The sequence below is a fragment of the Pseudarthrobacter sp. NPDC059871 genome (assembly GCF_042731175.1).
Taxonomy (GTDB): Bacteria; Actinomycetota; Actinomycetes; order Actinomycetales; family Micrococcaceae; genus Arthrobacter.
In genome coordinates this window covers 114,647-139,168 of the sequence record NZ_JBHWJV010000008.1, presented here as the reverse complement: position 1 = coordinate 139,168, position 24,522 = coordinate 114,647, and the positions used below count along the sequence as shown (strand labels likewise).

The window sequence follows — 24,522 nt, the reverse complement described above, 5'->3', positions numbered from 1 at the left end:
GGACCGCGGGCCGACGCACCGTGTATCCGGGTGTCAGCTGCCGTGGATGCGTTCGGCGGCGAGCAGTTTGTCAGTCAGCTGGACGTCCGGGTGGGTGATCACCACGGATCCGTCCTGCTTCCACGCCCCGAGGGCATTGGCCAGCGCCGCCTCAAGGCCGTCCGAGACCGGTATGTGCAGCCGAACGCCGCCGTCATGGCTGGCGGCGAATCCCTCCAGCAGGTCCTGCTGAAGGTGCTCACGGCCGTCCGACCCTGAAATGGCCCGCGCCAGGGGATCGGGATCGGCGTGAGCCAGGAAAACATCACCATGCAGGCGTACCTCGGCTGCGTAATCGAGGCAGCCGGCCGCGAGCTCACCCGGCCACCGCATGGCCAGGGCAGGAAGCGCGACGGCGATCACGGCGTCGTAAGTTCCGTCTGCCGGTTCCTGCCCGGCCGCCCTTCCGTTCAGCAGATCGGGGTCGGCAGTGACGAGGAAGTCGGCGCCCTCACCCTCCAGGACGGTTTCGAGGCCCAGCTGCCACGCGGCAAGGGCCCACACCATCGTTTTCCAATGCGCGGGCAGGGCCAGCCTGATCTTCATGCCGGGCTCGGCATCGAGCTCATCCTGCAGCAGGTTGCTGGTCTTCGCTACCCAGTTGTCCAGGACCCGGCCGGAAAGTTCCACGCGCTCGCCCTCCGGCCCGTACCACGTCAACCGCGGTGCAGTGGAGTTGCCTGAGCGGAGGCTGTTCATCAGCTGGATTGCCGGAGTAGTCATGCCTCCATCCTGCCACTGGCCGCTGTGCCGGGCATCCGGCTGGCAGCGCCGACATCAGGGGCCAGCGCCGTATGAGATCTTTATCACACAAAGTAGTAAGCGGGCTTGCTAATTTCTTCGAAGGGCGCTATTTTCCCGCGGCGACAGCGATTCAGGCCTGTTTTCGGCCCTTTTGACCGGTGCGAGAGGGGGAAGCGGCTCCAAGGGCTAAAAATTCCCGGGCGTGGCGTGCACGCGGTTCGCCGAGTTCACTGATTATTATCCCGGCTGCGGCTTGACTCGTCTTAGTTACACACGTGTAATTAGATAACTAAAGGCAACTGCGTAAATACCGGCACACAACCGAGTGTCCACGTATCCAGGCAGTGGCTGCAACATCAGGAGGGTCGCCGTGGGGCAAGCAGAGCGTATCCAGGAAGATGCCGTCGTGGCCGGGCAGGCTACGGCAAGGTACCGTGCCCGGGGGGTGCCCAGTGATTGGTACGTGGATCCCGCCGATCCCGCCGCCGCGGAACGCTACAACAGCAACACCGGCACTGCACTTGAAGACCAGGCCACCGCATTCCTGGCAGCCCACGAAGCCCTTCTCGACGGCGGCGCGGAACCGGAAGACGAACTCGATCCGCCCATGGAGCTCGCTGCTCCGGGAACGGTGCAGCCAGTGTGGATCGGCCTGCCGTTCCAGCAGGATTTCGACGACGAAGGGGAGCTGGGCTGGCAGACAGATGCCCTGTGCGCCCAAACCGATCCTGAAGCTTTCTTTCCGGAAAAGGGTGGCTCCACCCGTGACGCCAAGAAAGTCTGCGGAGCGTGCAACGTCCGCTCACAGTGCCTGGAGTACGCGTTGGCCAATGACGAACGGTTCGGCATCTGGGGAGGCCTTTCCGAGCGTGAGCGCCGACGACTGAGGAAGCGAGCGGTCTAATTCACCAGGACGTCCATGTCACTGCCGTTGTGGTTGCCCATAACGGCAGCGCCTATCTCCCCAGAACGCTTGCAGGCCTAGCGGACCAGACCCGGCCGGTCGACTATGCAATAGGCGTCGATACAGGGTCCGGTGACGACTCCCGGACCCTCCTCGAAAACACCTTGGGCCGAGCCCATGTCGTCTCCCATGATCACGGGAAGGGCGGCATGGGCGCCGCTGTGTCAGCAGCCCTTTCGGAGCTGGCCCCGGGCGGGGCAGGCAGGCCCGACCGCAAACCGGAGTGGATCTGGCTGCTCCACGACGACGCCGCCCCCGCCCCGGAGGCCCTGGCTGAACTGCTTGGTGCCGTGGAGCGTGCCCCGTCAGTGACCGTTGCCGGCTGTAAGCAACTGGACTGGCACGAGGAACGGAAGCTCATCGACGTCGGTCTGTCTACCAGCAGGTGGGCGGAACGGCTGACGCTCATCGACGCCGACGAGCTTGACCAGGGCCAATACGACGGCCGCAGCGACACTTTCGCCGTCAACTCGGCGGGAATGCTCGTGCGTCGGGACGTGTGGGAGCAGCTGGGCGGGTTCGACCCCGGGCTCCCGGGCACCGGGGACGACGTCGATTTTTGCTGGCGCAACCGCCTGGCAGGGCACCGGGTTGTCGTGGTGCCGGCGGCTCGAATGTTCCACGTGGCGCACAGGCCGCACGGCCTGGGTAACCCGGCAGCAGCCCGGAAAGCCCAGGTACACCTGCGGCTGAAGCACGCGCCTTTGTGGTTGGTACCCGTGCACGCCGTGGGAGCCCTGCTCGGAAGCCTCTTCAGGCTGGTCCTGAGCATCGTGGTGAAGGACCCGGCCCACGGAATCACGCAACTCGCCGCCACCTTCGCCGCCCTGGTACGGCCACGAACCATTGCCCGGGCAAGGAAGTCGGCGCGGCAGACCCGGCGCATCCGCCGGTCCGTGATCCGCAAGCTCCAGACGCCGCGGCGGGAAGTCTGGAGCCACCGGCGTTCCCTGATGGAAGCCATTGGCGCGGACGACAACCCCGCAGATGAACTTGAACAGGACCCCCTGGCGCACCAGCCAACGGGTGACTCCGCAGACGATTTCGCCGCACTGGCAACCCGGAAGCGCGGCTGGGTGGGCAACGGCGCCCTGGCCGCCTTCATCATCGCTTCCCTTGCCTCGCTGTTGGGCCTGGCAGGCATTCTCCGTGCTGAGGCTGTGGCCGGCGGTGGCCTCATCCCCATCTCCACTGGCCTGGGGGACATTTGGCAGAACGCCTCCGGCTGGTGGATCAATCTCGGTGCGGGACTTCCCGGCCACGGAGACCCTTTCGATTACGTGCTGTGGATCCTGGGAGTACTGGGCGGCGGCAACGCGAACGCCGCCATGGCATGGCTGATCATCCTTGGCACGCCACTGTCCGGACTGACGGCGTGGTTCGCCGCAGGAGGGCTGACCACCCGGCGGCGACTCCGCCTGGCTGCCGCTCTGTTCTGGTCGGCTGCGCCGGCCCTGCAGGTTGCCCTGAACCAGGGGCGGGCCGGAGCCCTGGTGGCGCACCTGATGGTTCCCCTGGTTGTCCTGGCCCTGCTGCGGGCCACGGGTTCCGCCGTGGGCCACGGCCGCCATGCGGCACCGCAACCAGGCCTGCGTGCGGCCGAGAAACCGGCCGTCCGGCCGGGAATCAACGGAACGCCTTCCTGGACTGCCGCGGCCGCGGCGGGGCTTGCCCTCGCCGTCACGGTTGCTTCCGCCCCTTCCCTCCTGGTCCCGGCAGCCCTGGTCATCATTATCTGTGGGCTTCGGATGGGCCGCCGCGGCCGCACCGTTTGGTGGGCCCTCCTGCCCAGCGCTGCTTTGTTCATTCCGTTCGGCATTTCGGTGCTCGACAGGCCACGTGCCCTGCTGGCCGACCCCGGCATGCCCCTGCCCTTCGCGGCTGCCCCGCTCTGGCAGCAGCTCCTGGGCCAGCCGCTGGCGTTCGACCCCGCCAAGGGGCTGGTGGGGTTACCGCTCTTTGCGGACGGCGCGCTGCCGTGGGCCTTGGCACTTTCGGTCCTCCTGGCAGCACCGGTACTCATCCTTGCGGCCGTGGCCCTTTTCGCCACGGGACGCGGGTCCGGGAAGGTACGGACGCTGTGGGCAGCGGCCACCATAGCGCTGGCTTGCGGATGGCTGGCCACCCAGGTGGCCACCGGTGCCACGGCTGACAGCCTCGTTAGCCCATTCACCGGACCTGCCGTCTCCGCCGCCGCGTTTGCCCTCCTGGGCGCGGGCCTGCTCGGAGCGGAACGGCTCCTGAACGCAGCCGGCCGGGCCGCCGCCAGGAAACCGCGCCGTGCCACGGCAGCCAATGCGGCCGCGGCAGTGGGCATGGCGGTCCTTCTTGTGGGGCCGGTCGTCAGCATGGCCGCATGGTCCGCCCAAAACCTGCTCCGGACCGGCACGGCGACTGCCGCGCCAGCCGTTCCCGAAGAATCCGGAACACCCGGGCTCGGTACCGCCAGGCTCGTGGAGGCCGCCGGTACCCGCACCCTTCCAGCCACCGCAATCGACCGAGGAACCGGCGCTGAGCAGACACGGACACTGCTCATCGGTACCCGCGAAGACGGTACCTACGACGCTTCCCTGATGCGTGGTGCGGGAACCACGCTGGACAGCCTGTCCGCTATCGCCTCTGCACGAGACATCACGGGCGCCGCGGGAGCCGAAACGGTCCGCGGCGACGACGACGTCACAGCGTCCGTGCGGAGGGTAGTGGCCACACTGGTTGCCGGGCAGGGCGTTGACCCGCGCGAAGACCTTGAGAAGCTCGGCGCCGGATTCGTGGTCCTGCGCTCCGCCGACACCGCAGCTCAACTGACCGCAAGCCGGATGGACGCCGTCCCGGGGCTTGTGGCTGTGGGACAGACCGACGTGGGCTGGCTCTGGCGCATCACGTCCCGGAACCAGTCCGCCACGCAGGCAGCGGAAGTTGCCCACCGTGTCCGGATTACAGACAGCAACGGCGCCACGCTGGCCATGGTGCCATCGGGGGTAAACGACGTCGACACATCCGTTCCCGGTGGCCCGGAAGGCCGACTCGTTGTCCTGGCCGAACGCGCCGATGCCGGCTGGACCGCCTGGCTCGATGGCCGGAAGCTCACATCCACCACCTCAGGGTGGGCGCAGGCGTTCACTCTGCCGGCTTCGGGCGGACAGCTGACAGTCCGCTACGAAAACCCGTGGGCCTGGTGGGTAGGAGCAGCCCAGATCACCGTCATCGGCCTGACGGTCATGCTCGCCATTCCCATGCCGGTCAACAGGCCCAGGACCGGGCTGTCACGCGACGAAGGCGCCCTGCGTAAGGAAAAGCAGAATGCATGAGCACCCCACCCGTCCCGCCGATACCGGATCCGGGCAGGACCGGAACGGACTACAGGAGCAGCAGGACTCCGGCGCGGCGGATGTCCCCGCCAGCGGGAAGCGGCGGAAAGCGGCCCTTGCCGGGGCTGCCACAGCCGTGCTTGTCCTGGCGTGCGCCGGCGGCGTCGTTGCCGCAGGTTCGCTGCTGCCCAAGGCCCCTTCCAGCCGAAGCATCCAGCCGGCCGCTGCCGCTGTTCCCGCCGGAACCAGCGTGGGTGTTTGCCCGGGCCCGGCCCGCCTCCTGGAAGGCACCGAAGCAGGTACCGATCCTCAGTTCAGCCCCGAATCGGACACCGCCGCCACCAGCGTGACCGGCGCAGTAATGGGGACTGCGGGGGTGGTACCCGGAAGCCGGCTGTCGCGGCTGGACGGGGCCACCGCCGTCGAGATCGCCAAGGCTCCGGGCACGCCGGCATCCGAAGGCCCACGGCAGGAACTGCTGGCCGGTACGGTGTCAGGCCGTGGCGTGGATTCGGTCACTGTCCTCAGCGCCGACGCCGTGGCCAACCAGAAGGCGTCCGCATCGGGGGCCATGATCTTCAGGGCAACGGACGGGGACCTGCAGGGTTCGGCTGCGGCCAACTGCCTGCAGCCCTCCAACGACCAATGGCTTGCCGGAGCCAGTACCACGGTGGGCCGGACATCGGTGCTGGTCCTGAGCAATGCATCCAGCAGCCCGGCCACCGTCAGCCTCGAGCTGTTCGGCGGTAAGGGGCAGATTCAGGCGCCGGGAAGCCGCGGCCTGCTGGTGGCGCCGGGAACCACCCGTTCAGTGGTGCTGGCCGGGCTGGCGCCCGGCGAGGAACAGCTGAGCGTCCGCGTCCGCAGCACTGGCGGTCCCATTGCGGCGGCCATCCAGCAGAGTGTCCTGCGCGGCCTGACGCCCGGGGGAGTGGACTTCATCACGCCGGGCACCGCGCCCGCCGTCCGCCAGGTGATGACCGGCGTTGACATCCAGGACGCTGCCGGGATCGCCGCGCTGACCGCCAAGCCCGGGTATGCAGACGCCGAGCCCGCGCTGGAGATCACCGTCCCGGGACCGTCCGACGCCGTGGTCGAGGTCAAGCTCTATGGCCGGGACGGCCAAAAGGCACTCCCGTCCGGCGGCGTGATCACAGCCAAAGCCAATTCCATTACCGAAGTATCCCTGGCAGGGGTGCCGGCCGGGAACTACACGGTAGCGGCGTCGTCGGATGTTTCGTTTGTGGCGGCAACGCGCATCACCCGCGGACTGCAGGCGAACCAACCCTCTGACCTCGCCTGGGCGGCATCCGGAATCCGGCTGGGCAGCCAGCACGTGGTGGCCGTGCCCAAGGGCGGCACCCGCCAGCTGGTATTTGGCGCCCTTGATGCCAGGGCCACCATCACGTACGCCGCGATCACCGCCGACGGCAAGGTAAAGGCACCGGCCACCGCTGACATCGCCGGCGGAACGACAGCCTCCATCACCGTCCCCAATGAAGCAGACGGTGCCGAAGTTGTGGGCTACGTGGTGTCAGCCTCCGGCGACGCCGCGTACGGTGCGGTCCTGGTGGGACAAGATGGCCGCAGCGACGTCTCATCGCTGCCGTTCCAGGCTGCAGCCGCCGGACAGGAAACGGTCCCCGTAGCCCTGGGCTACTGACCCGCCCGCGCGTTCAGTAGCGGCGCCGGTACACCGGGTCCAGGGTTTCGGGCGCCACGCCCAGCATCTCGGCAGTGTGCTCGACGACGACGTCGTGAACCATGTCCTGGAGTTCCTCCACGCCTGGGCAGGCCTGTTCCACGACGCGCCGGTAAACGGTGATCAGCGGCCCGTCATCCCCGGCTGCCGGCGTGTAAGCGCCCATCGGTGCGGGGGCGCCGGTGGCGGCCAGGAGTTCCAGCTCTGGTGGAATCTCATCAACGCCGAACCTGACGCCGTCCAGGGTCTTGCCCCAGATATCGTGCAGGCGCTGGGCCGAGTCCAGCACCATGTCATCGAAGCGGTCGCCGCGCGTCCGGTAGCCGGGGTGGGTGGGAAGCATGACTTCCCCGCGCAGGCCACGGCCGTGACGGTTCCGCCGGCGCCGCATGAAGCTCCGGCCGGCTCCGGACGCCCCGGTGGTGGAATCGACATCCGGGTCAGCCAACCGGACCGTCAGGCCTGAATTCTGGTTCGATGACTGCATACATTGACTTTAAACCCGGACCGGGGATTCCGCGACAGATTCGCCCCGCAGCGAAGGCGCGTCCGGGCATGGGCCCCAATGCGGCGTTTTGGCTTGGGCGCAGAGTAGTCTGGGATGTCGTGGGAGCTATCCGTCAGTGTTCAAGATCTGCCTGCCGCCAGTCGGCGGTGGCCACCCTGACGTATGTGTACGCGGACTCCACCGCTGTCCTGGGTCCGCTTGCCACATACGCAGAACCGCATTGCTACGACCTCTGCGAGCAACACGCCGACTCGCTGACCGTTCCCCGCGGCTGGGAGGTCCTGCGGCTGGCCATGCCCTCGACTCCGCAGCAGCCCGGTCCGGACGATCTCCTCGCCCTGGCCAACGCGGTGCGGGACGCGGCAGCGGTGCCCGCCCAGGCGCCGCAGCAACCCGCCCAGCGCGGCCAGCATTCCGCCTTGGAGGCGCCTGCCGGGGCCGAAGGGATCCGAAGGGGACACCTGCGCATCCTGCGCGAGCCGTCCTGAGCCCTTTCTGGCGGTAGGCTGGAACCTGCACACCATTTCCGCTACCGGCGCGAGCGCGCCCGCCAGGGAGCCTGAACCTATGCCAAAAATCAGTTCCGAACTGTTGTCTGTCCTGCGTTGCCCCGTCACGGGCTCGCCCCTGGTGCAGGAAGGCGAGGAACTGGTGGCCACGGCCGCGGGGGCCGACGGCGTGAAGCCCCGCTACGCCATCGAGGACGGCATTCCCCTTCTCCTGCCCCCGGAACTCCTGGCTGCCGCGACGGCCGCCGGGTCCGACCAGCACGACTCCGACCCCGCCGAAGGCGCCGTCCGCTAATCCCGCCCGGCCCCGGTGCATGACCCCGGAGCCCCGCCCCCCTGCGGAACACGACACAAATGCCATTTCCAGGCCCTCCGGAAACGCTGATGCGGCCTGTTCATGATTTCCCGGACACAGCAAAGGACCATCCATGACCTTCGATTACAAAGTTGCCGATATCTCCCTGGCCGAGGCCGGAAGGCACCAGATCCGCCTGGCCGAGCACGAGATGCCCGGCCTGATGTCCCTCCGCGAGGAATTTGGCGCCAGCCAGCCGCTGAAGGGCGCCAGGATCGCGGGCTCCCTGCACATGACGGTGCAGACTGCCGTGCTGATCGAGACCCTCACCGCGCTCGGTGCCGAGGTCCGGTGGGCGTCCTGCAACATCTTCTCCACCCAGGACGAGGCCGCCGCAGCCGTCGTTGTGGGCAGCGGAACGGTGGAAGACCCCCAGGGTGTCCCTGTTTTCGCCTGGAAGGGCGAAACACTTGAGGAATACTGGTGGACCGCAGAACAGATCCTCACGTGGCCGGGTGCCGAGACCAACCCGGAGCTTGGCCCAAACATGATCCTCGACGACGGCGGCGACGCCACCATGCTGGTGCACAAGGGCGTGGAGTTCGAAGCAGTCGGCAACGTTCCGTCAGCAGATCCCACCGACTCCGAGGAATATGGCATCTTCCTTGAGGTCCTTCGCCGGTCGCTGGCAGCCGATCCGCAGAAGTGGACCCGGACCGCCGCCACCATCAAGGGCGTCAGCGAAGAGACCACCACAGGCGTCCACCGCCTGTACCAGCTCGCGGAGCAGGGAAAGCTGCTCTTCCCGGCCATCAACGTCAACGACTCCGTCACAAAGAGCAAGTTCGACAACAAGTACGGCATCCGCCACTCGCTTCCGGACGGCATCAACCGGGCAACTGACGTCCTCATGGGCGGCAAGGTCGCCGTCGTCTGCGGCTACGGCGACGTCGGCAAGGGCGCGGCGGAAGCCCTCCGCGGCCAGGGATCGCGCGTGATCGTCACCGAAATCGACCCCATCTGCGCACTCCAGGCGGCCATGGACGGCTACCAGGTAGCCAAGCTCGAATCCGTGCTCGCCCAGGGTGACATCTTCATCACCACCACGGGCAACAAGGACGTCATCATGGCCGAGCACATGGTGGGCATGAAGAACAAAGCAATCGTGGGCAACATCGGCCACTTCGACAACGAGATCGACATCGCCGGACTGGCCAAGGTCCCCGGCGTCAGCAAAGTGGAGATCAAGCCGCAGGTGCACGAATGGGTCTTTGACCAGGGCACCGGCTCCGAGCGTTCCATCATTGTCCTCTCCGAGGGGCGCCTTCTAAACCTGGGTAACGCCACCGGCCACCCCTCCTTCGTGATGAGCAACTCCTTCGCGAACCAGACCATCGCCCAAATCGAGCTGTGGACCAAGAAGGACCAGCCCGCTGACGAGCGCGAGTACGGGAACCAGGTCTACGTCCTGCCCAAGGTCCTGGACGAGAAGGTGGCCCGCCTGCACCTCGACGCCCTGGGCGTGGAGCTGACCGAGCTGACCAAGGACCAGGCTGAGTACCTGGACATTGACGCCGCCGGCCCGTACAAGCCCGAGCACTACCGGTACTAGAAGCCGCCGCCAACAAGCCGTTACCAAGAAGTAAGGTGCCCGGGCGCCCTCCGCGCCCGGGCCGTTACTTCCAGCGCCTAGGATCTGATCATGGAGCCTGAAGTCCAGCCCCGCCGCCCCCGGTCCCTCAAGAAGATGCTCATCATCGCCGTGGTGTGCATCCTCGCGGCTGCCGGCGGTGTGTTCGCCGCCGTCGCGCCAGGCCTCGCCGGCGGGGACCTGGAATCCGAAGCCGGGTCCGCCACCCGGACCTCTCCCGGCATCGCCTCACCGGTGGTGGCTGCGGTGAAGTCCGAGGCTTCTCCGGTCAATGGCGCCAAGCAGGTCAACCCCGCGGCCCCCGTGTCGTTGAAGGTCAGCAACGGCACCATCGAGCGCGTGACGCTGAGCAGCACTGCGGGCGAGAAGGTGGATGGCAGCATCGACCCCGCCGGTACCGGATGGACCGCCACCGCCCCGCTGAAGTTCAACACCGACTACAGCTACACGTTCGTGGTGAAGGACGGCGCGGGACGCGAAACGAGCACCACCCAGCAGTTCAGCACCGTCTCCAGTTCGCATGAGGCTGACGCCGCCGTGTACCCGCTGGACGGAATGAAGGTGGGCGTGGGCCAGCCGCTGCAGATCATCTTCAGCGAACCCGTACTCAACCGGGACGCCGTGGAGAAGGCCATCAAAATCACCAGCAGCGCCGGGCAGGTGGGAGCCTTCCACTGGTACAGCGACAAAATGGTGCGGTACCGGGCGGAAAACTTCTGGGCCGCGAACTCCACCGTCACCATGGACATGCAGATGTTCGGCGTGGACCTGGGCAACGGCCAGATCGCCAACTTCGACAAAAAAGTAAAGGTCAACATCGGGGACAAGAAGGTGGCCGTGGCGGATGCCACCGCACACACCTTCACCCTCAGCGTGAACGACCAGCCGGTGAAGACCCTGCCCGTCAGCATGGGCGACAAGCGGTTCCCGTCAGCCCGCGGCTACGGCGTCCTCATGGAAAAGAACCGGTTCGACCACTTCCGCGCCTCCAGCATCGGACTGAAACCCGGCGACCCGGCCTACTACGGTGACGTGGATGTGGAGTACACCATCAGGCTGACGCTCAGCGGGGCCTACATCCACCAGGCGCTTGAGTCCGCCTTCCCGTACATCGGCAATACGAACGTCTCGCACGGCTGCATCGGGTTCGCCCCCGACGGCGCCGCCTGGGTCTTCGACAACATGGGCACCGGCGACGTGGTGAACATCATTAACACCGAGGGGGACTACGCCGCCCACGATGATGGGTACGGCGACTGGAACATCCCCTGGGCTGAGTACGACAACTGACGTCAGCTGCCGAAAGGCAGCCGCTGCAGCCGCTCGCCGACCTCCGTGTTGCGTTGGCGCTGCCGGGCGAGTTTGGTAAGTTCCCGGTTCCGCCGCTCGGCCACGACGGCGGCAAGGTAGTCGTCCGGGCCGGTGCCCGGCGGCGGCCCGGGGGCCACGTGGGCCGCGAGTTCGGTGGCGATTGATGCGGCCATGCCTGCCCGGGAAAGCGGCGCCATCCTGGCGGCCTGGCGGATGAACTGGGACGCCCGGCGTGCGGTGGCATCCGGGATGCGGCCGATATCCGCCGTCCGGGCCCAGGCGCGCAGGCCTGGCGGGATGGAAACCGGAACCGGCCGCTCGGCAGCGACCCGGGTGCGGATTGCGTAGGTTCCCGCCATCAAGTCGCCCAGCCGCCGGGACTTGTCGTTGAAAAGTGCCACGGCAAGGGCCAGGCCGCCGAAGGTCAGGTAGACCTCGAGGAAACCGGCCAGTCCACGGATCAGGGCGTGCCGGAAGCGGATGGCACCGCCGTCGTCCCGCACCACCCGGAGGCCTGCGGCAAGCTTGCCGAGGGACAGGCCCCGGCTCAGTGTTTCCAGCCCCACCGGGACAACCACCAGGCAGAAGACCACGCTGCACAGGACCAGCGCACGCATGGCGGCCTCGTCCAGGTCTTCGCCGGCGGCGGCGAGGCCGATCAGGATGACCACCAGCAGGACCACGTTGAAAAGGACGTCGAGAAACAGTCCCAGGGCGCGCGCTGCAAATGAGGCAGGGCGCAGTTCCAGGACCACGGCCTCACCGGTGATGATCGATCCCACGTGCGTATCCGTTTCCTTGCGGCTATGGTGCAGTCGGTCAAAGTCTAGTGCGGTGCCGCTAGGCTGGTGCCGTGGATATGGACGCCTTCTCCGCTGTCAACGCGGACAAGTGGTCGCGGGTGCACGAGCTTGCCCACAAGGGCAAGCTCAGCGGGCCGGAGGCCGATGAGTTGCTTGCCCTGTACCAGGCCACGTCCGCCCACCTGTCACTCATCCGCTCAGTTGCCCCGGAAAGCGGCCTCTCAGCATCCCTGTCAGCCACCCTCGCGCAGGCACGGACACGGTTCACCGGTGCACGGTCCAACCCCATGGCAGACCTGGAGCGGTTCTTCGTCCTCGCGCTGCCGGCAGCGTTCTACCGTCTGGCGTGGCTGACGCTTGCCTGTGGGGCCGCCTTCCTCATCATTGGCGCCGCCTACGCGATCTGGATCGGATCGTCGCCCGAGGCCCTGCGCGCGGTGGCCTCGGAGGCTGCGGCCAAACAGTACGTCGAAGAAGACTTCATTGACTACTACTCGGAGAACCCTGCTGCTTCCTTCGCGGGCGCTGTGTGGACCAACAACGCCTGGATCAGCGCCCAGGCTGTTGCCCTGGGCATCACCGGTGTGTGGGTGCCCATCATTCTCTTTACCAATGCCCAAGGCGTCGGTGTGGCGGCAGGCATCTTTGCCGCTGCCGGCAAGTCAGACGTCTTTTTCAGCTACATCCTCCCGCACGGCCTCATGGAACTCACCGCCGTCTTCATAGCCTGTGCCGCTGGCCTGCGGATCTTCTGGGCCATGGTGTCGCCGGGGCCACGAACCAGGCTGCGGGCGGTGGCCGATGAGGGCCGTTCACTGATCACCGTGGCGCTGGGCCTGGTCCTGGTGCTCTTCGTGTCCGGCCTCGTGGAAGGGTTCGTCACACCCAGCCCGCTTCCCGTCTGGGCGAAGATTGCCATTGGCGCCGCCGTGCTGGCCTGCTACTGGACGTACGCCCTGGTCTGGGGCCGCCGCGCCTACCTGGCGGGGGAGCGGGGCGACCTGCGCCGCGAGGATGCAGGCTACACGGAAATCGCTGCCTGAATCGTTGTAATTGCTCCGGGGTGGTTCCTCGCCCGCGCCACGGAGCGGGCGGTAGGCTCGACAACAGATGAAGCGCGCCAGCCTATCCCAGCGCGGCGCGGACACCCCAACGGAAGTGACGCTGTTGTGAAAGACGAGACCCCGGCCCGCGCCAAAAGCGCCAAGCCGCAGCCCGAACCTTTCCTGGATACGTCAGGGGACTCGGACGAGCCCGCCTTCTCCTGGCTGGCGGCCGACGCGGCGGACAACGGCGGCACCGGCACGGACACCACCGTGCGGGACCAGCCCGTCAATGACGGGACCGGAAAGGAAGCCCCAGCACCGGCGCGCACCGCGGACGGCGCCGGAAAGGGGAGCCCGACGCCGGTACGCGCCGGGGATGGGACCGTCACGGAAGGCACGGCCACGCCCGTGGACCAGCAGGCGGACAGCAGGTCCGGCCGCCGCGCCGCGGAAGCCGCCGACGAATCCACCAGCAAGCCTTCGGGCAAGGGCGACGGCGGGGCGTTCCGCGAGCCGCTTCCCACGTCCGCGCTTTCTGTCCGCCCACCCGACGAGGAAGTGGCGCGGCGCAACGCCGAGCGTGAGAGCGCGGCCAACGCCAAGCCGGTGGCACCGCGGGTCATGCAGGTCCTCCTTGCCATCTTCTTCCCGGTGGTCCTCCTTGTGCTGGCCGTCCGCGCAGTCACCAGCCCGCTGTTCCTGTGGATCGAATACAACCGCCCCGGGTTTCCCGGCGACGGCTACGGGTTCAGCACGGACGACAGGATGACCTACGGCTCCTACGCCGTTGACTACCTGAGCAACTGGGCCGGTCCGCGCTACCTCGGCGACCTGGTGCACCGCAGCGGCGACAACCTTTTCAAGGACGGCGAAGTCAGCCACATGGCCGACGTCAAGACCGTAATTCTTTCCACCTTCGGAGCGGGCACCCTGCTGCTGATCCTGGGCGTCATTGCCGTCCTGGACCTGCGCAAGCGCAGCACCGGGGGAGTCCGGCGCGGCCTCTTCGCCGGTTCCATTGTCACGCTGGTCCTCATCCTGGGACTCGGCACGCTGGCGTTCCTGGGCTGGCAGCAGTTCTTCACCGAGTTCCACCGGATCTTCTTCGCGGACGGCTCCTGGACCTTCAGCCTGGATGACACCCTGATCCGGCTTTTCCCCGGCCAGTTCTGGATGGACGCAGGCATTGTGATCGGGGGCCTGGTGCTCCTCGTGTCGCTGGTGACGCTGATCCTCACCTGGCCCACGCGGCGCCGTCGCGGCGTGGCCCGGGCAGCGGAGGAGACCACGGAGCCCGCTCAGGCGTAAAGCTTCGCAATCTCGGCGTCGAAATCGCTGACGACGGCGGACCGCTTCAGTTTCAGCGACGGCGTCAGGTGGCCGGATTCCACCGTGAACTCCGTGTCCAGCAGCGTGAAGCGGCGGATGGATTCGGCCTTTGAGACCGAAAGGTTGGCGTGGTCAACCGCTTCCTGGACGGCCGCGAGGACCTCGGCGTCAGTGACGGCGGCCTGGCGCTCCAGCGGCTGCATCCCGCGCTCCGACCTCCAATCGGCCAGTCCGTCCGGGTCCAGCGTGATCAGAGCCGACACGAACTTCCGGCCGTCACCCACCACCACGGCGTGACCCACCAGCTGGTGCGCCCTGATGACGTCTTCGAGGGGCCCAGGGGCAACATTCTTTCCGCCCGCCGTGACCAGGATGTCCTTCTTCCGGCCCGTGACCGTCAGGAAGCCGTCCGCGTCCAGCACCCCGAGGTCCCCGGTGCGGAAAAAGCCATCCACGAATGCCTCGGCATTGGCCTGGGGGTTGTTGTGGTAACCCTTGAACACGCCAATGCCTTTGACCAGGATCTCGCCGTCCTGGGCCACCCGGATGGTGGTGCCTGGAATGGGAATGCCCACGGACCCGACGCGCGTCCGGGTGGGCGTGTTGGCCGTGCACGGCGCCGTGGTTTCGGTCAGGCCGTACCCTTCCAGCACCGGGATGCCAGCACCGCGGAAGAAGTGTGCATCCTCCAGGGAGAGGTGGCTGGCTCCGGACACGGTGTAACCCACCTGGCCGCCCAGTGCCTGGCGCAGCCGGGGATAGAGCAGCCGGTCGAAAAGGCCGTGCCGGACCCGCAGGACAAACCCGGGCCCTGACCCCTCACCGCGGCTTTGCCGGTCCTGTTCGGTGGAGTAGGAGATCGCTGCAGCCGCGGCCGCCTGGAAGAGCCGGCCCTTCCCGGCCAGTGCTGCCTTATGTGCTGCGGTGGCCCGGACCTTTTCGAAGATCCGGGGGACCACCAGCAGGAAGGTCGGCTTGAAAGTGCCCAGGTCCTCCAGCAGTTGAGCAGCGCCCGGGGTGTGTCCCAGGGTGGCTCCGGCGGAGAGGCAGACCACCTGGACCGCCCGGGCAAGGACGTGGGCCAGCGGCAGGAACATCAGGGTCCGGGACTGGTCCTGGACCAGGAGCTCCGGCAGGAATGCCACGATGTTCCGGGCCACCAGCGCGAAGTTGCCGTGGGTGATCTCGCACCCTTTGGGGCTGCCGGTGGTGCCGGATGTGTAGACCAGGGACGCGACGTCGTCGAGGCCCGCCGTGCTCCGCTGCCGTTCGAGTTCGGCGTCGCTGACTCCCGCGCCCGCAGCCGAAAGGCTGGCGAGGTGGGGTGCTTCGCCGTCGTAATCCATGCGTATGACGTTGACCAAACGGTCCCGAAGCGTGGCCGAGCCGGCCACCACTCCGCTGACGAGTTCCGCTGTGGCTTGGTCCTGGACAAAGACGCGGCGCGCTCCGGCATCGCGGAGGATCCAGTCCACCTGGCTGGCTGAGGATGTTTCGTAGATGGGTACGGTCACCCCGCCGGCGAACCAGATGGCGAAGTCCACCAGGGTCCACTCGTAGGACGTGGCCGACATGACGGCGACAGTGTCGCCGGGTTCGAGCCCGCCGGCGATCAGCCCCTTGGCCAGTGCGCTGACGTCCTGCAGGAACTTCCCGGCCGGTACATCCACCCACCCGTTGGGCCCCTTGCGTCGGTACAACGCATGGGCGGGGTTGGCGTCGTGCCGTTCCAGCAACAGGTCGGTCACGTTGCTGGCGGCGTCCAGCCCGACCAACAGTTCAGTGCTTGCTTCTCTCACAACAGGTCTCCGTTCCGCAGCCAGGCCGCGGCAGCGGCGTCCATTTGGGGTCTGATGCCATCCTGCCCTAGATCCACGACGGCATCCACATGCGGACCTTCCATGCGTCGTAGGGGATGACCTCCGCTGCCCACACGGGGTAGAAGAAGGCGGACAGCATGATCGCTGCCGCCACGAACAGGACCACCAGGTACAGCCCCGAGCGGCGACGCCACGGCGGGTCGGACGCCCTGCCGAGGACAAGGCCCAGGCAATAGGTAAGGGCCAGTACCAGGAAGGGCTCGAAGGACACCGCGTAGAAATAGAACATGGTCCGGTCCGGATACATGAACCACGGCAGGTATCCTGCCGCAACGCCGGCCAGTATGGCACCGGCGCGCCAGTCCCGCCGGCCCGCCCACCAGAACAGCAGGACAACCAGGGAGATTGCCGCAGCCCACCAGATCAGGGGGTTGCCCACGGACAGGATGGCCGAGGTGCACTTGGCGACATCGCAGCCGGGGGTGCCCTGCTGCGGGGATTCATAGAAGAACGACGTCGGCCGGCCCAGTACCAGCCAGCTCCAGGCGCTGGCCTCGTAGGGGTGCTCGGAACTCAGGCCCTGGTGGAAGGTGTAGGCCTCCTGGTGGTAGTGGGCGAGTGACCGCACAGCGTCCGGCAACCAGCCCCACGTTGCTGAGGGGTTGTTTTCTGCCCAGTGGCGGAAATAGCCGTTGTCGGACCGGAACCAGCCGATCCACGTCAGCGAATAAACGACGGCGGCCACCGGAACCGTACTGAAGAACGCGGGAAGGCCGTCCTTGATGATTCCGCCGCTGACCCAGCCCCGGATGCCCGCCACCCGCCGCGCATTCAGGTCCCAGAAGACGGTGAGCAGCCCGAACCCGGCCAGGAAGAACAGTCCGGACCACTTGGTGCCGACGGCCAGGCCAAGGCAGACGCCGGCCGTGATGCGCCACCAGCGGACGCCAAGCCACGGGCCGGACAGCAGATCGCCCACCGATGGACGGCCGCCGTTGCGTGCAGCGGCAGCGGCCAGCCGGGCGGCGAGCCTCCGCCGGCCATCGTCCCGGTCCATCAGGAGCGCCCCGAATGCCGCCAGGATCCAGAACATCAGGAAGATGTCCAGCAGTGAGGTGCGTGACATCACCAGGTGGTGTCCGTCCACCGCCAGCAGCAGGCCGGCGGCTCCGGCCAGAGGGAGTGACCTGAAGAGCTTGAGGGCGATGAGGGAGACCAGCAGGACCGAGAGGGTTCCGGTGAGGGCCGCCGCGAAGCGCCAGCCGAAGGGGTTGTCCGAGCCGAAAAGCGCCATCCCCGCGGCGATCATCCACTTGCCTACTGGTGGATGGACAACGTATTCGGGGGAGTTCAGCAGGACATCGGGGTTGCCGGCGTTAAAGGAGTCGTTCGCCTTGTCCGGCCAGCTGCGCTCGTAGCCGCTGATCAGGTAGGAGTAGGCGTCCTTGACGTAGTACGTCTCGTCGAAGACCAGCTTGTGCGGGGCGTCCAGGCGGAAGAAACGGAGGATTCCCGCCACCACCGCCGTGAAGACGGGCACCAGGACGAACCAGATGCGCAGCGATGGCGGGTACTCCCGCCATGACCGGACATTGCCCAGCAGCCGCGCCCGGAGTCCGTCGGTGCTGAAGGCCTCCGCCGGACGGACCACCCACGGCCGGGGCCTGCCGCGGCCGGACCGGAGCGGACCTTGTTCACCAACCCCGGGAAGGGTGTCTGCAGACGCCGCGGGAGCGGGTTGTCCGGCTCCGGATTCTCCGGCTCCCGGCCGCCGCGTCGAGGTCTGCGTCACGAGCCCCATGCTACCTTTTGCGGCTGGCAGTCCTTCCCAGCAGTAGGCTGGTGGCGTGGATTCTTCCCCCAGCACCTCACCAGCCGCCAGCCCTGCTGCCCCCGGGCGCATCGTCCTTGCGGCCACCCCCATCGGAAATGTCGGCGACGCCTCCGCGCGCCTGGTTGAGCTCCTGGGGACAGCGGACATCATTGCCGCTGAGGACACCCGCCGGCTGCACCGCCTGGTCCAGAGCCTCGGCGTCACTGTGGCCGGAAGGATCATCAGCTACCACGAGCACAACGAAGCGACCCGGACCGCCGAACTCCTTGACCAGGTCCGGACGGGCAGCACGCTGGTGATGGTGACCGACGCAGGGATGCCGTCGGTCTCCGATCCTGGTTTCCGGCTGGTGGAAGGTGCGGTTGCCGCCGGACTGACGGTCACTGCCGTCCCCGGTCCGTCCGCCGTCCTTACTGCCCTGGCGCTCTCCGGCCTGCCGACTGACAGGTTCTGCTTTGAGGGGTTCCTCCCGCGGAAAGCCGGTGAACGCGCCGGACGGCTGGCAGACCTCACCGGTGAGCGCCGGACCATGGTGTTCTTCGAGGCGCCACACCGGCTTGAGGCCATGCTCCGTGCGCTGCGCGAGCGTTTCGGGCCGGACCGGCCCGTCGCGGTCTGCCGGGAGCTGACCAAAACCTATGAGGAAGTGATCCGGGGCTCCCTCGATGAGCTGCTGCACTGGGCCGAAAACAACGAGGTCCGAGGCGAGATTGCCGTGGTCCTCGGTGGCGCGCCGGAGCAGGCGGCCGGCACGCCGGAAGACCACGTGGCGGCCGTGAACGACCTGGTGGCCCAGGGCATCAGGCTCAAGGAAGCAGTGGCCGCCGTCGCAGAGGACGTCAGGGTCAGCAAACGGGAGCTGTATTCGGCTGTCCTTGCCGCCCGCTGAGGGCACCGGCAAACCGTCCCGCCCGTGGCAGGAAAATGCTGTGCAGCTGCACAGTAAACCCGTGATTGGGCAGTGCGCCGGAGCGTAGACCCCTCCTCCGTGCCCGCAGTAGTGTGACAGTTAATCGGCCTCCGACGCTCCGCCGCTACGGCAGGACACCACGGCCGCCACAACCCTACTGACGAGGGAGTCATCGTGACTGCTACTGCACAGGCCGCTGTTAACGCCGACCGTGAAAGCCGGCTTCTGGCCTCCGTTCCTACCGGTTTGCTGATCAATGGCGAGTGGCGTGATGCCGCTTCCGGCAAGACGTTCGACGTCGAGGATCCCGCCACCGGCAAGGTGCTGCTGAGCATTGCCGACGCCGGCGCCGAAGACGGTGCCGCGGCCCTGGACGCTGCGGTGGCTGCGCAGGAGTCGTGGGCAAAGGTTCCGCCGCGCGAGCGTGGCGAGATCCTGCGCCGGGCATTCGAGCTTGTGACCGAGCGCGCCGAGGACTTCGCGTTGCTGATGACCATGGAAATGGGCAAGCCCCTGGCCGAGGCCCGCGGCGAGGTCACCTACGGTGCAGAGTTCCTGCGCTGGTTCTCCGAGGAAGCGGTCCGCGCGTTCGGCCGCTACTCCGTTGCCCCGGACGGCAAGTCCCGCCTGCTGGTGACGAAGAAGCCTGTTGGCCCGTGCCTGCTGATCACGCCGTGGAACTTCCCGCTGGCCATGGCCACCCGCAAGATCGCACCGGCCGTCGCCGCCGGCTGCACCATGGTCCTGAAATCGGCCAACCTGACGCCACTGACGTCGCAGCTGTTCGCCGCCGTGATGCAGGAAGCCGGACTGCCCGCCGGTGTCCTGAACGTCATTCCCACGTCCACCGCCGGCGCCACGACCGGTCCGCTGATCAAGGACGCCCGGCTGCGGAAGCTTTCCTTCACCGGGTCCACCGAAGTGGGCCGCCGTTTGCTTGCCGATGCGTCTGAAACCGTGCTCCGGACCTCGATGGAACTCGGCGGCAACGCTCCGTTCGTCGTCTTCGACGATGCTGACCTGGATGCGGCCGTCGCCGGTGCAATGCTGGCCAAGCTGCGCAACATGGGTGAGGCCTGCACCGCTGCCAACCGGTTTATCGTGCACGAATCCGTGGCCACCGAATTCGCGGAGAAGTTCGCCGCGAAGATGAAGGAGATGACCACCGCCCGCGGCACCGAGCCGGAGTCCAAGGTGGGCCCGCTGATCGATGCCAAGAGCCGGGACAAGGTGCACGAACTGGTTTCCGACGCCGTTGCCTCCGGCGCGAAGGCTGTCCTCGGCGGGGCGCCGGTGGACGGCCCGGGCTACTTCTACCAGCCCACCATCCTCTCGGGAGTCAGCGAAGGCACCCGGATCCTGTCGGAGGAAATCTTCGGCCCGGTAGCCCCCATCATCACGTTCTCCAGCGAGGACGACGCCGTACGCCTGGCCAACAACACCGAATATGGCCTGGTGGCGTACGTCTTCACCAAGGACCTCAACCGGGGCATCCGGATGGGTGAACGCCTCGAAACCGGCATGCTCGGACTGAATGCCGGCGTGATTTCCAACGCCGCCGCGCCGTTCGGCGGCGTCAAGCAGTCCGGCCTGGGCCGTGAAGGCGGGCTCGAAGGAATCGAGGAGTATCTCTACACCCAGTACATCGGCATCGCCGACCCCTACGCGGGCTAGCCTCCTCCGCCGGCAGGAGGCCCGGCGAACGTGGCGGGATCGGCCACGTCAGTTGCCTTCCTGCTTGTGGAAGCCGCCGTGCGCAGTCCGTCCTGGCCCGGCCGGGCGGGCGCGCACGGCGGCTTCTGCGTTGGTCTCCGCGCGCAGCGTCCACGCGCGCCCCGCGAGCCTGACTGGAGCGGTGGCGAACCTGCTCAGGCGGCCCATGACGGAGGGCGGCAGCCACCTGGCCCGCCAGCGCTGCAGCAGCGTTGCGTTGGCCCGCAGCGAATCCTCAAGCGGCCCCAGCTGTCCGGGCGCTTCGGTGACACCCTCCGCACCCGTAGCGCGGCCGGGGCCGGACCGCCGGGCGTCGGTTTCCAAGACGGCGTCTGCCTGCTCCGGCGGCCGGCCGTACCTGCGCCGTTCGAAGGCCGCCGTGACGGCGGCAACGGCACGGTGCGCCGCCTCATCCATGCCGTCCGGCTCGCCCAGCAGCGAACTGCGGAGGCGCGACGCGTAGGCGCGCGGTGATTCACTGGTGCCGGCCGGAAGACCGTAGTCCCGGCCAAGGTCCAGCAACTCGCTCCATGCCAGCGGAACGGCATCAGCGGCGTTCCTTGGCCGGAGGCGCCGCGCACGGATTCCCGTGCGCACCAGCCGTGGCGACGCCGCGAGCAGGAGCACGCCCAGCACGCCGCCCGTTCCCAGCAGCCACGGCAGCACCTGTGCGCCGTCGTCAGTGCTTCCGCCGCCAACACCAGGGGCCGGCACAGGGGTGGCACTGGGAGCCGGTGTCGGAGCCGGGGCGGGATCGGGGACGAGGCCATCATTGTTTTCAACGGAGCCCGGTGCTGCAGGGGACGAGGCTTCGCTAGCGTAGTCCGGCACCACGCCACGGGACGGCGTGGGCTCGAACGGCACCCAGCCCAGTCCCTGGAAGTACAGTTCCGGCCAGGCGTGCGCATCCCGCGCGTCCACCTCATACTCCGAAAGTTCGCCCTGGCCGGCAACGGTTACCGTGGCACCGGTCAGCCTGCCCGGCGCATAACCCACCGCGATCCGGCTGGGGATACCCTCCAACCGTGCCATCACCGCCATCGCCGAGGCGTAGTGGATGCAGTATCCGCTCTTCTGCTCCAAAAAGTCAGACAGGACGGACAAGCCGTTGCCGTCATAGCCGCCCTGCACGGGCGACTGCAGTGAATACGTGAACTCCGATGAGCGCAGGTAGCGCTGGATGGCCATGGCCTTCTCATACGGCGTGGCGCCCGCACCGGCTACGCGCCCGGCGGTGGTCCGGACAATCTCCGGCACGTTCCCGGGGATCCGCGTGAAGTCGTCCGGAACGTCCCGCACCGGAGCGGAGGACCGCTCCAGCAACGCAGCCGTCAGGTTGGGCACCGACGATGTCACCACGTACTCCTGGCGCCGGGAGGCTGTGGCGTCGGAGCCCTTGATGCTTAGTGTGGCTGGGTCCCAGGTCCAGCGGCCGTTGAGGCCGCGGACGGTTTCCGGGGCATAGGGGGCCGGGAGGTACGGGCTGCTGAACGTGCCGGTGTCGATGGCTGTGACCTGCTGCTGTTCGTCGGCGAGTGTCGCATAGCCGGGATCGATCTGTCCGCCCAGTGGCAGCCGCGATGCGGTGCGGTCGTCCGGCCCCCAGGATTCGCCGTCGAAATGGTCCACCGTGACGGACCTCAGGTACAGGGGAGCGGTGGCACTGGTGGCGTACGTAATCCGGCCGCTGCCGTCAGGTGTCCGCAGGCTGTTCCCCAGCGTGATCATGGGGTTCAGGCCGGTTCCGGTTCCCCACGGATTGAGCCGTGAGCCCTGCGGGAAGGTGCCCTGGTCGAATCCGGGGACAGCCAGCGGTACCACCAGGGTGGCGGCCACCGCCACGGCTCCGGTGAGGGCTGCCCGGCGAAGCTGCCCCGGGTTCCGTGCAGCCCCGCCCTGGCTGCGGAAATCAGGGGCAAACCACTGGCTGCAGGCCAGGATCATCAGGTAACCGGCCACCGTTGCAACGAATCCCCAGAAGCCGACGCTCTGTGGCTTGATCATTGCCGGTACCACCAGGATTGCCAGCAGCCCCATGCCGGTGGCCGCCGGCATGCCGAGCGGGACGGCCAGGGCATCGACCAGGATCACTGCCAGTCCAAGGACGGCGCAGATCACCATGACGATGCCCACGTTGGGTGCAACGGGGGCCGTCTCTGATAAGACGGTTTCGCTGGCGCGGCGGATCAGCTGGTTGACGTCGGAAAACGTCGCAGCGCTGGGAATCACCCCCAGAATGCTTGAGCCGCGGAAGAACGTCAGTGTGAGGATGGCCCCCAGCGAGAGGAAACCGCCCGCGGTGACCAGCAGGGGCGCTGCACGCAGTGCCCGAAGCCCGGCAAGCGTAAAGCCCACCGCCCCAACGGTGGTGGCTACCGGCCAATACCAGGCCCAGCCACGCAGGACCCCGTTCAGGGACAGGGCAGCACCGCAGACTGCCAGCACGATGGCTGCGGCCATGGCCCAGGGGTAGGCGCCTACGCGGGCGGGCCTTGAACCGTCAGCCGGTGTGGACTGCGTACCCGTTCCCGGAGTCCGGGCCGGCGCCATGGTCATCGGACCACCCCCGCGCCGCGGCTGGCGTCGCCGGCCGGAGCGGGCAATGGCACGTCCTGGTCGAACGATCCCCAGGCGGCGGCGGCTCCCACGGAGGCCGGCACCGCCACGGCGCGCCATCCGCCCTGTCGCAGGGTCTCCAGCACGGGGGCAAAGTCTTCGGGTTTCTCAGCCACGATGACGGCGAAGGCGTTGGTGCCGTAACTGGCTGCGGGCGCCAGGGCGATTGCCTCTTCGGGCGAGATGCGGCCCAGGACCGCAATCAGTGGCCCGCGCATGCGGTGCGCGGACAGCTTGTCCATGAGCCTGTCGTCGAATGCTGCGGGTCCCGCATCCTGGCCATTGCGGCTGCGGGGGCGCAGCAGTGCAGGAGCGGAACCCGGGCCGGCGGACGGCCGGAACCTGCCGTTGGTCCGGGCATGGTGCGGCCCCGTGAGCTGGATGGCAGCGAGGCTCTCTGCGATGGACTGCAGCCCAGACGCGCCGCCGTATTCCTCTGACTCCGGTTCCGGCGCCGACGGCGAATGCAGGAAGGCGGGCTCACCGCGGACGTCCAGGAAGCGCAGGCCGTAGTTCCGCTCTGCGAGGTGTGCGCTGATGGACATGGCCGCCACCACCGACCATTCAAACGTCCGGCTGGTCAGCATGGAATGCCCGTCCTGGCTGGCTTGGCCGGCCTGGCCGCCCAGACCGCCGGCTGCGGTGGAACCGCTGGAGAATGCCCCGAACCGGTGGTCCAGGATAATCGTGGCCTCCGGCGTGGTGACTGATTCTTCCTGGCGGACCATCAGCGAACCATGCCGGGCGGTGGCCGCCCAGTGGACCCTTCGCATGGGGTCGCCGTGACGGTATTCGCGCGTCATGACGTCGTCGTCGCTGGGATTGGCACGGGTCCTGGTTGCCGTCACGCCATCGTTCCCGCGCGCGCCGGCCAGGCCGGTAGCGGGGAGCACGACGGCGGCCGGCGTCACGGTGAGCGTGTCGCCGTCGTCGATGGACTGGCGGTGCAGTGACAACCCGAAGGGGTCCGTGAACTCAGCGGTGACCGGCCCAATGCGGAATTGGCCGCGCTGCTCCGAACGCAGGTGGTATTCATAGCGGCTGGTACCGCCGGAGGCTGTACGCGAGGGAAACCTGAACGAGGGCGAAGAACCGAACCGCGGCGGCAGGCGTTCCTCCATGCTGGCCCGGCCGCTGCCTGCACCGGTCCGCGCCACGGCAAGGCGCACGGTGGTGGGGGAGGACGTTTCCACCGGCGAAGGATGGAACTCCCGGTACACCCGGAAGCGGGGCTTCACCAACCGGATACCGGCCAGCGAAACCAATGGCAAGACCAGCAGCAGGATGCTGAGGGTCAGAAGGTCCCTGCGTCCCATGACCTGGGCGGCTGCCAGGGTGAAGCCACCGGCGGCAAGCATGCCCCACCCCCGTGCGGTGAAAAGGTGCTGGGGCAGTCTGTCCAGGAGGGCCATGGCGTACC

At 67.6% G+C, this 24,522-nt stretch carries 18 protein-coding genes; 11 read left to right on the top strand and 7 right to left on the bottom strand.

The window, feature by feature from the left end; translation table 11 throughout:
* Nucleotides 1–33 precede the first annotated feature (33 nt).
* Entirely contained in the window at nt 34–762 is a 729-nt protein-coding gene (locus tag ACFV4R_RS12370) for a TIGR03089 family protein (protein ID WP_377202577.1), read from the bottom strand.
* A 391-nt stretch (nt 763–1,153) separates the two neighbouring features.
* Here ACFV4R_RS12370 and ACFV4R_RS12365 point away from each other — a divergent pair, with 391 nt between their 5' ends.
* The 3 genes from ACFV4R_RS12365 to ACFV4R_RS12355 are packed head-to-tail and all read left to right on the top strand — an operon-like array spanning nt 1,154 to nt 6,718.
* Nucleotides 1,154–1,687 (top strand): WhiB family transcriptional regulator, encoded by a 534-nt coding sequence (locus ACFV4R_RS12365; RefSeq protein ID WP_091719000.1) that lies wholly within the window; start codon nt 1,154–1,156, stop codon nt 1,685–1,687.
* A 29-nt stretch (nt 1,688–1,716) separates the two neighbouring features.
* Nucleotides 1,717–5,055 carry a glycosyltransferase gene (locus ACFV4R_RS12360; RefSeq protein ID WP_377202578.1) on the top strand — a complete coding sequence of 1,113 codons (3,339 nt, stop codon included), beginning with the start codon at nt 1,717–1,719 and terminating at the stop codon, nt 5,053–5,055.
* A complete protein-coding gene (locus tag ACFV4R_RS12355) occupies nt 5,048–6,718 on the top strand; it encodes a DUF5719 family protein (protein ID WP_377202579.1) in 1,671 nt (556 codons plus the stop codon). Before ACFV4R_RS12360 ends, ACFV4R_RS12355 begins: the two co-directional genes overlap by 8 nt.
* A 13-nt stretch (nt 6,719–6,731) precedes the next feature.
* Here the strand turns inward: ACFV4R_RS12355 and ACFV4R_RS12350 are convergent, their stop codons facing one another.
* Entirely contained in the window at nt 6,732–7,244 is a 513-nt protein-coding gene (locus tag ACFV4R_RS12350; protein ID WP_377202580.1) for a metallopeptidase family protein, read from the bottom strand.
* 68 nt (nt 7,245–7,312) lie between these two features.
* Between ACFV4R_RS12350 and ACFV4R_RS12345 the strand changes: the two genes are divergently transcribed.
* The 4 genes from ACFV4R_RS12345 (at nt 7,313) to ACFV4R_RS12330 (ending at nt 11,010) form a co-directional block, all read left to right on the top strand.
* Nucleotides 7,313–7,753, top strand: a complete 441-nt coding sequence (locus ACFV4R_RS12345; RefSeq protein ID WP_377202581.1) for a DUF3499 domain-containing protein — start codon at nt 7,313–7,315, stop codon at nt 7,751–7,753.
* 79 nt (nt 7,754–7,832) lie between these two features.
* The gene (locus tag ACFV4R_RS12340) at nt 7,833–8,069 is read left to right on the top strand and encodes a Trm112 family protein (protein ID WP_015936482.1); all 237 of its coding nucleotides are present in this window, start codon (nt 7,833–7,835) and stop codon (nt 8,067–8,069) included.
* Between the two features lie 133 nt (nt 8,070–8,202).
* On the top strand, nt 8,203–9,681 hold the full coding sequence (gene ahcY, locus ACFV4R_RS12335; protein ID WP_377202582.1) for an adenosylhomocysteinase: 1,479 nt from the start codon (nt 8,203–8,205) through the stop codon (nt 9,679–9,681).
* Between the two features lie 90 nt (nt 9,682–9,771).
* Entirely contained in the window at nt 9,772–11,010 is a 1,239-nt protein-coding gene (locus tag ACFV4R_RS12330; protein ID WP_377202583.1) for an Ig-like domain-containing protein, read from the top strand.
* A 2-nt stretch (nt 11,011–11,012) separates the two neighbouring features.
* Here the strand turns inward: ACFV4R_RS12330 and ACFV4R_RS12325 are convergent, their stop codons facing one another.
* A complete protein-coding gene (locus tag ACFV4R_RS12325) occupies nt 11,013–11,813 on the bottom strand; it encodes an RDD family protein (RefSeq protein WP_377202584.1) in 801 nt (266 codons plus the stop codon).
* Nucleotides 11,814–11,884: 71 nt separating this feature from the next.
* Here ACFV4R_RS12325 and ACFV4R_RS12320 point away from each other — a divergent pair, with 71 nt between their 5' ends.
* Both ACFV4R_RS12320 and ACFV4R_RS12315 read left to right on the top strand, forming a co-directional pair.
* Complete coding sequence (locus ACFV4R_RS12320) at nt 11,885–12,877, top strand: stage II sporulation protein M (protein WP_377202585.1); 993 nt, start codon at nt 11,885–11,887, stop codon at nt 12,875–12,877.
* A gap of 126 nt (nt 12,878–13,003) precedes the next feature.
* Entirely contained in the window at nt 13,004–14,188 is a 1,185-nt protein-coding gene (locus ACFV4R_RS12315; protein WP_377202586.1) for a TIGR01906 family membrane protein, read from the top strand.
* On the opposite strand, the gene ACFV4R_RS12310 is transcribed toward ACFV4R_RS12315, so the two are convergent.
* Nucleotides 14,179–16,008, bottom strand: a complete 1,830-nt coding sequence (locus ACFV4R_RS12310) for an AMP-dependent synthetase/ligase (RefSeq protein WP_377202587.1) — start codon at nt 16,006–16,008, stop codon at nt 14,179–14,181. The genes ACFV4R_RS12315 and ACFV4R_RS12310 overlap by 10 nt on opposite strands.
* A 67-nt stretch (nt 16,009–16,075) precedes the next feature.
* Nucleotides 16,076–17,830, bottom strand: a complete 1,755-nt coding sequence (locus ACFV4R_RS12305) for a dolichyl-phosphate-mannose--protein mannosyltransferase (protein WP_377202588.1) — start codon at nt 17,828–17,830, stop codon at nt 16,076–16,078.
* A gap of 46 nt (nt 17,831–17,876) precedes the next feature.
* Here ACFV4R_RS12305 and rsmI point away from each other — a divergent pair, with 46 nt between their 5' ends.
* Nucleotides 17,877–18,752, top strand: coding sequence for a 16S rRNA (cytidine(1402)-2'-O)-methyltransferase (gene rsmI, locus ACFV4R_RS12300; protein ID WP_377202589.1), 876 nt, complete (start codon nt 17,877–17,879; stop codon nt 18,750–18,752).
* Nucleotides 18,753–18,947: 195 nt separating this feature from the next.
* Entirely contained in the window at nt 18,948–20,447 is a 1,500-nt protein-coding gene (locus ACFV4R_RS12295; protein ID WP_377202590.1) for an NAD-dependent succinate-semialdehyde dehydrogenase, read from the top strand.
* Nucleotides 20,448–20,495: 48 nt separating this feature from the next.
* Here the strand turns inward: ACFV4R_RS12295 and ACFV4R_RS12290 are convergent, their stop codons facing one another.
* Together ACFV4R_RS12290 and ACFV4R_RS12285 are read right to left on the bottom strand one after the other, a co-directional pair.
* Complete coding sequence (locus ACFV4R_RS12290; RefSeq protein WP_377202591.1) at nt 20,496–23,042, bottom strand: DUF3488 and DUF4129 domain-containing transglutaminase family protein; 2,547 nt, start codon at nt 23,040–23,042, stop codon at nt 20,496–20,498.
* The gene (locus tag ACFV4R_RS12285) at nt 23,039–24,514 is read right to left on the bottom strand and encodes a DUF58 domain-containing protein (RefSeq protein WP_377202592.1); all 1,476 of its coding nucleotides are present in this window, start codon (nt 24,512–24,514) and stop codon (nt 23,039–23,041) included. Before ACFV4R_RS12285 ends, ACFV4R_RS12290 begins: the two co-directional genes overlap by 4 nt.
* Between the last annotated feature and the right edge of the window lie 8 nt (nt 24,515–24,522).

Excerpts from the sequence above, each read along its gene's own strand:
- ACFV4R_RS12370 (WP_377202577.1), bottom strand. The coding sequence starts at position 762 with ATGACTACTCCGGCAATCCAGCTGATGAACAGCCTCCGCTCAGGCAAC.
- ACFV4R_RS12355 (WP_377202579.1), top strand. The coding sequence starts at position 5,048 with ATGCATGAGCACCCCACCCGTCCCGCCGATACCGGATCCGGGCAGGAC.
- ACFV4R_RS12350 (WP_377202580.1), bottom strand. The coding sequence starts at position 7,244 with ATGCAGTCATCGAACCAGAATTCAGGCCTGACGGTCCGGTTGGCTGAC.
- ACFV4R_RS12345 (WP_377202581.1), top strand. The coding sequence starts at position 7,313 with ATGGGCCCCAATGCGGCGTTTTGGCTTGGGCGCAGAGTAGTCTGGGAT.
- ACFV4R_RS12340 (WP_015936482.1), top strand. The coding sequence starts at position 7,833 with ATGCCAAAAATCAGTTCCGAACTGTTGTCTGTCCTGCGTTGCCCCGTC.
- ahcY (WP_377202582.1), top strand. The coding sequence starts at position 8,203 with ATGACCTTCGATTACAAAGTTGCCGATATCTCCCTGGCCGAGGCCGGA.
- ACFV4R_RS12330 (WP_377202583.1), top strand. The coding sequence starts at position 9,772 with ATGGAGCCTGAAGTCCAGCCCCGCCGCCCCCGGTCCCTCAAGAAGATG.
- ACFV4R_RS12305 (WP_377202588.1), bottom strand. The coding sequence starts at position 17,830 with ATGGGGCTCGTGACGCAGACCTCGACGCGGCGGCCGGGAGCCGGAGAA.
- ACFV4R_RS12290 (WP_377202591.1), bottom strand. The coding sequence starts at position 23,042 with ATGACCATGGCGCCGGCCCGGACTCCGGGAACGGGTACGCAGTCCACA.
- ACFV4R_RS12285 (WP_377202592.1), bottom strand. The coding sequence starts at position 24,514 with ATGGCCCTCCTGGACAGACTGCCCCAGCACCTTTTCACCGCACGGGGG.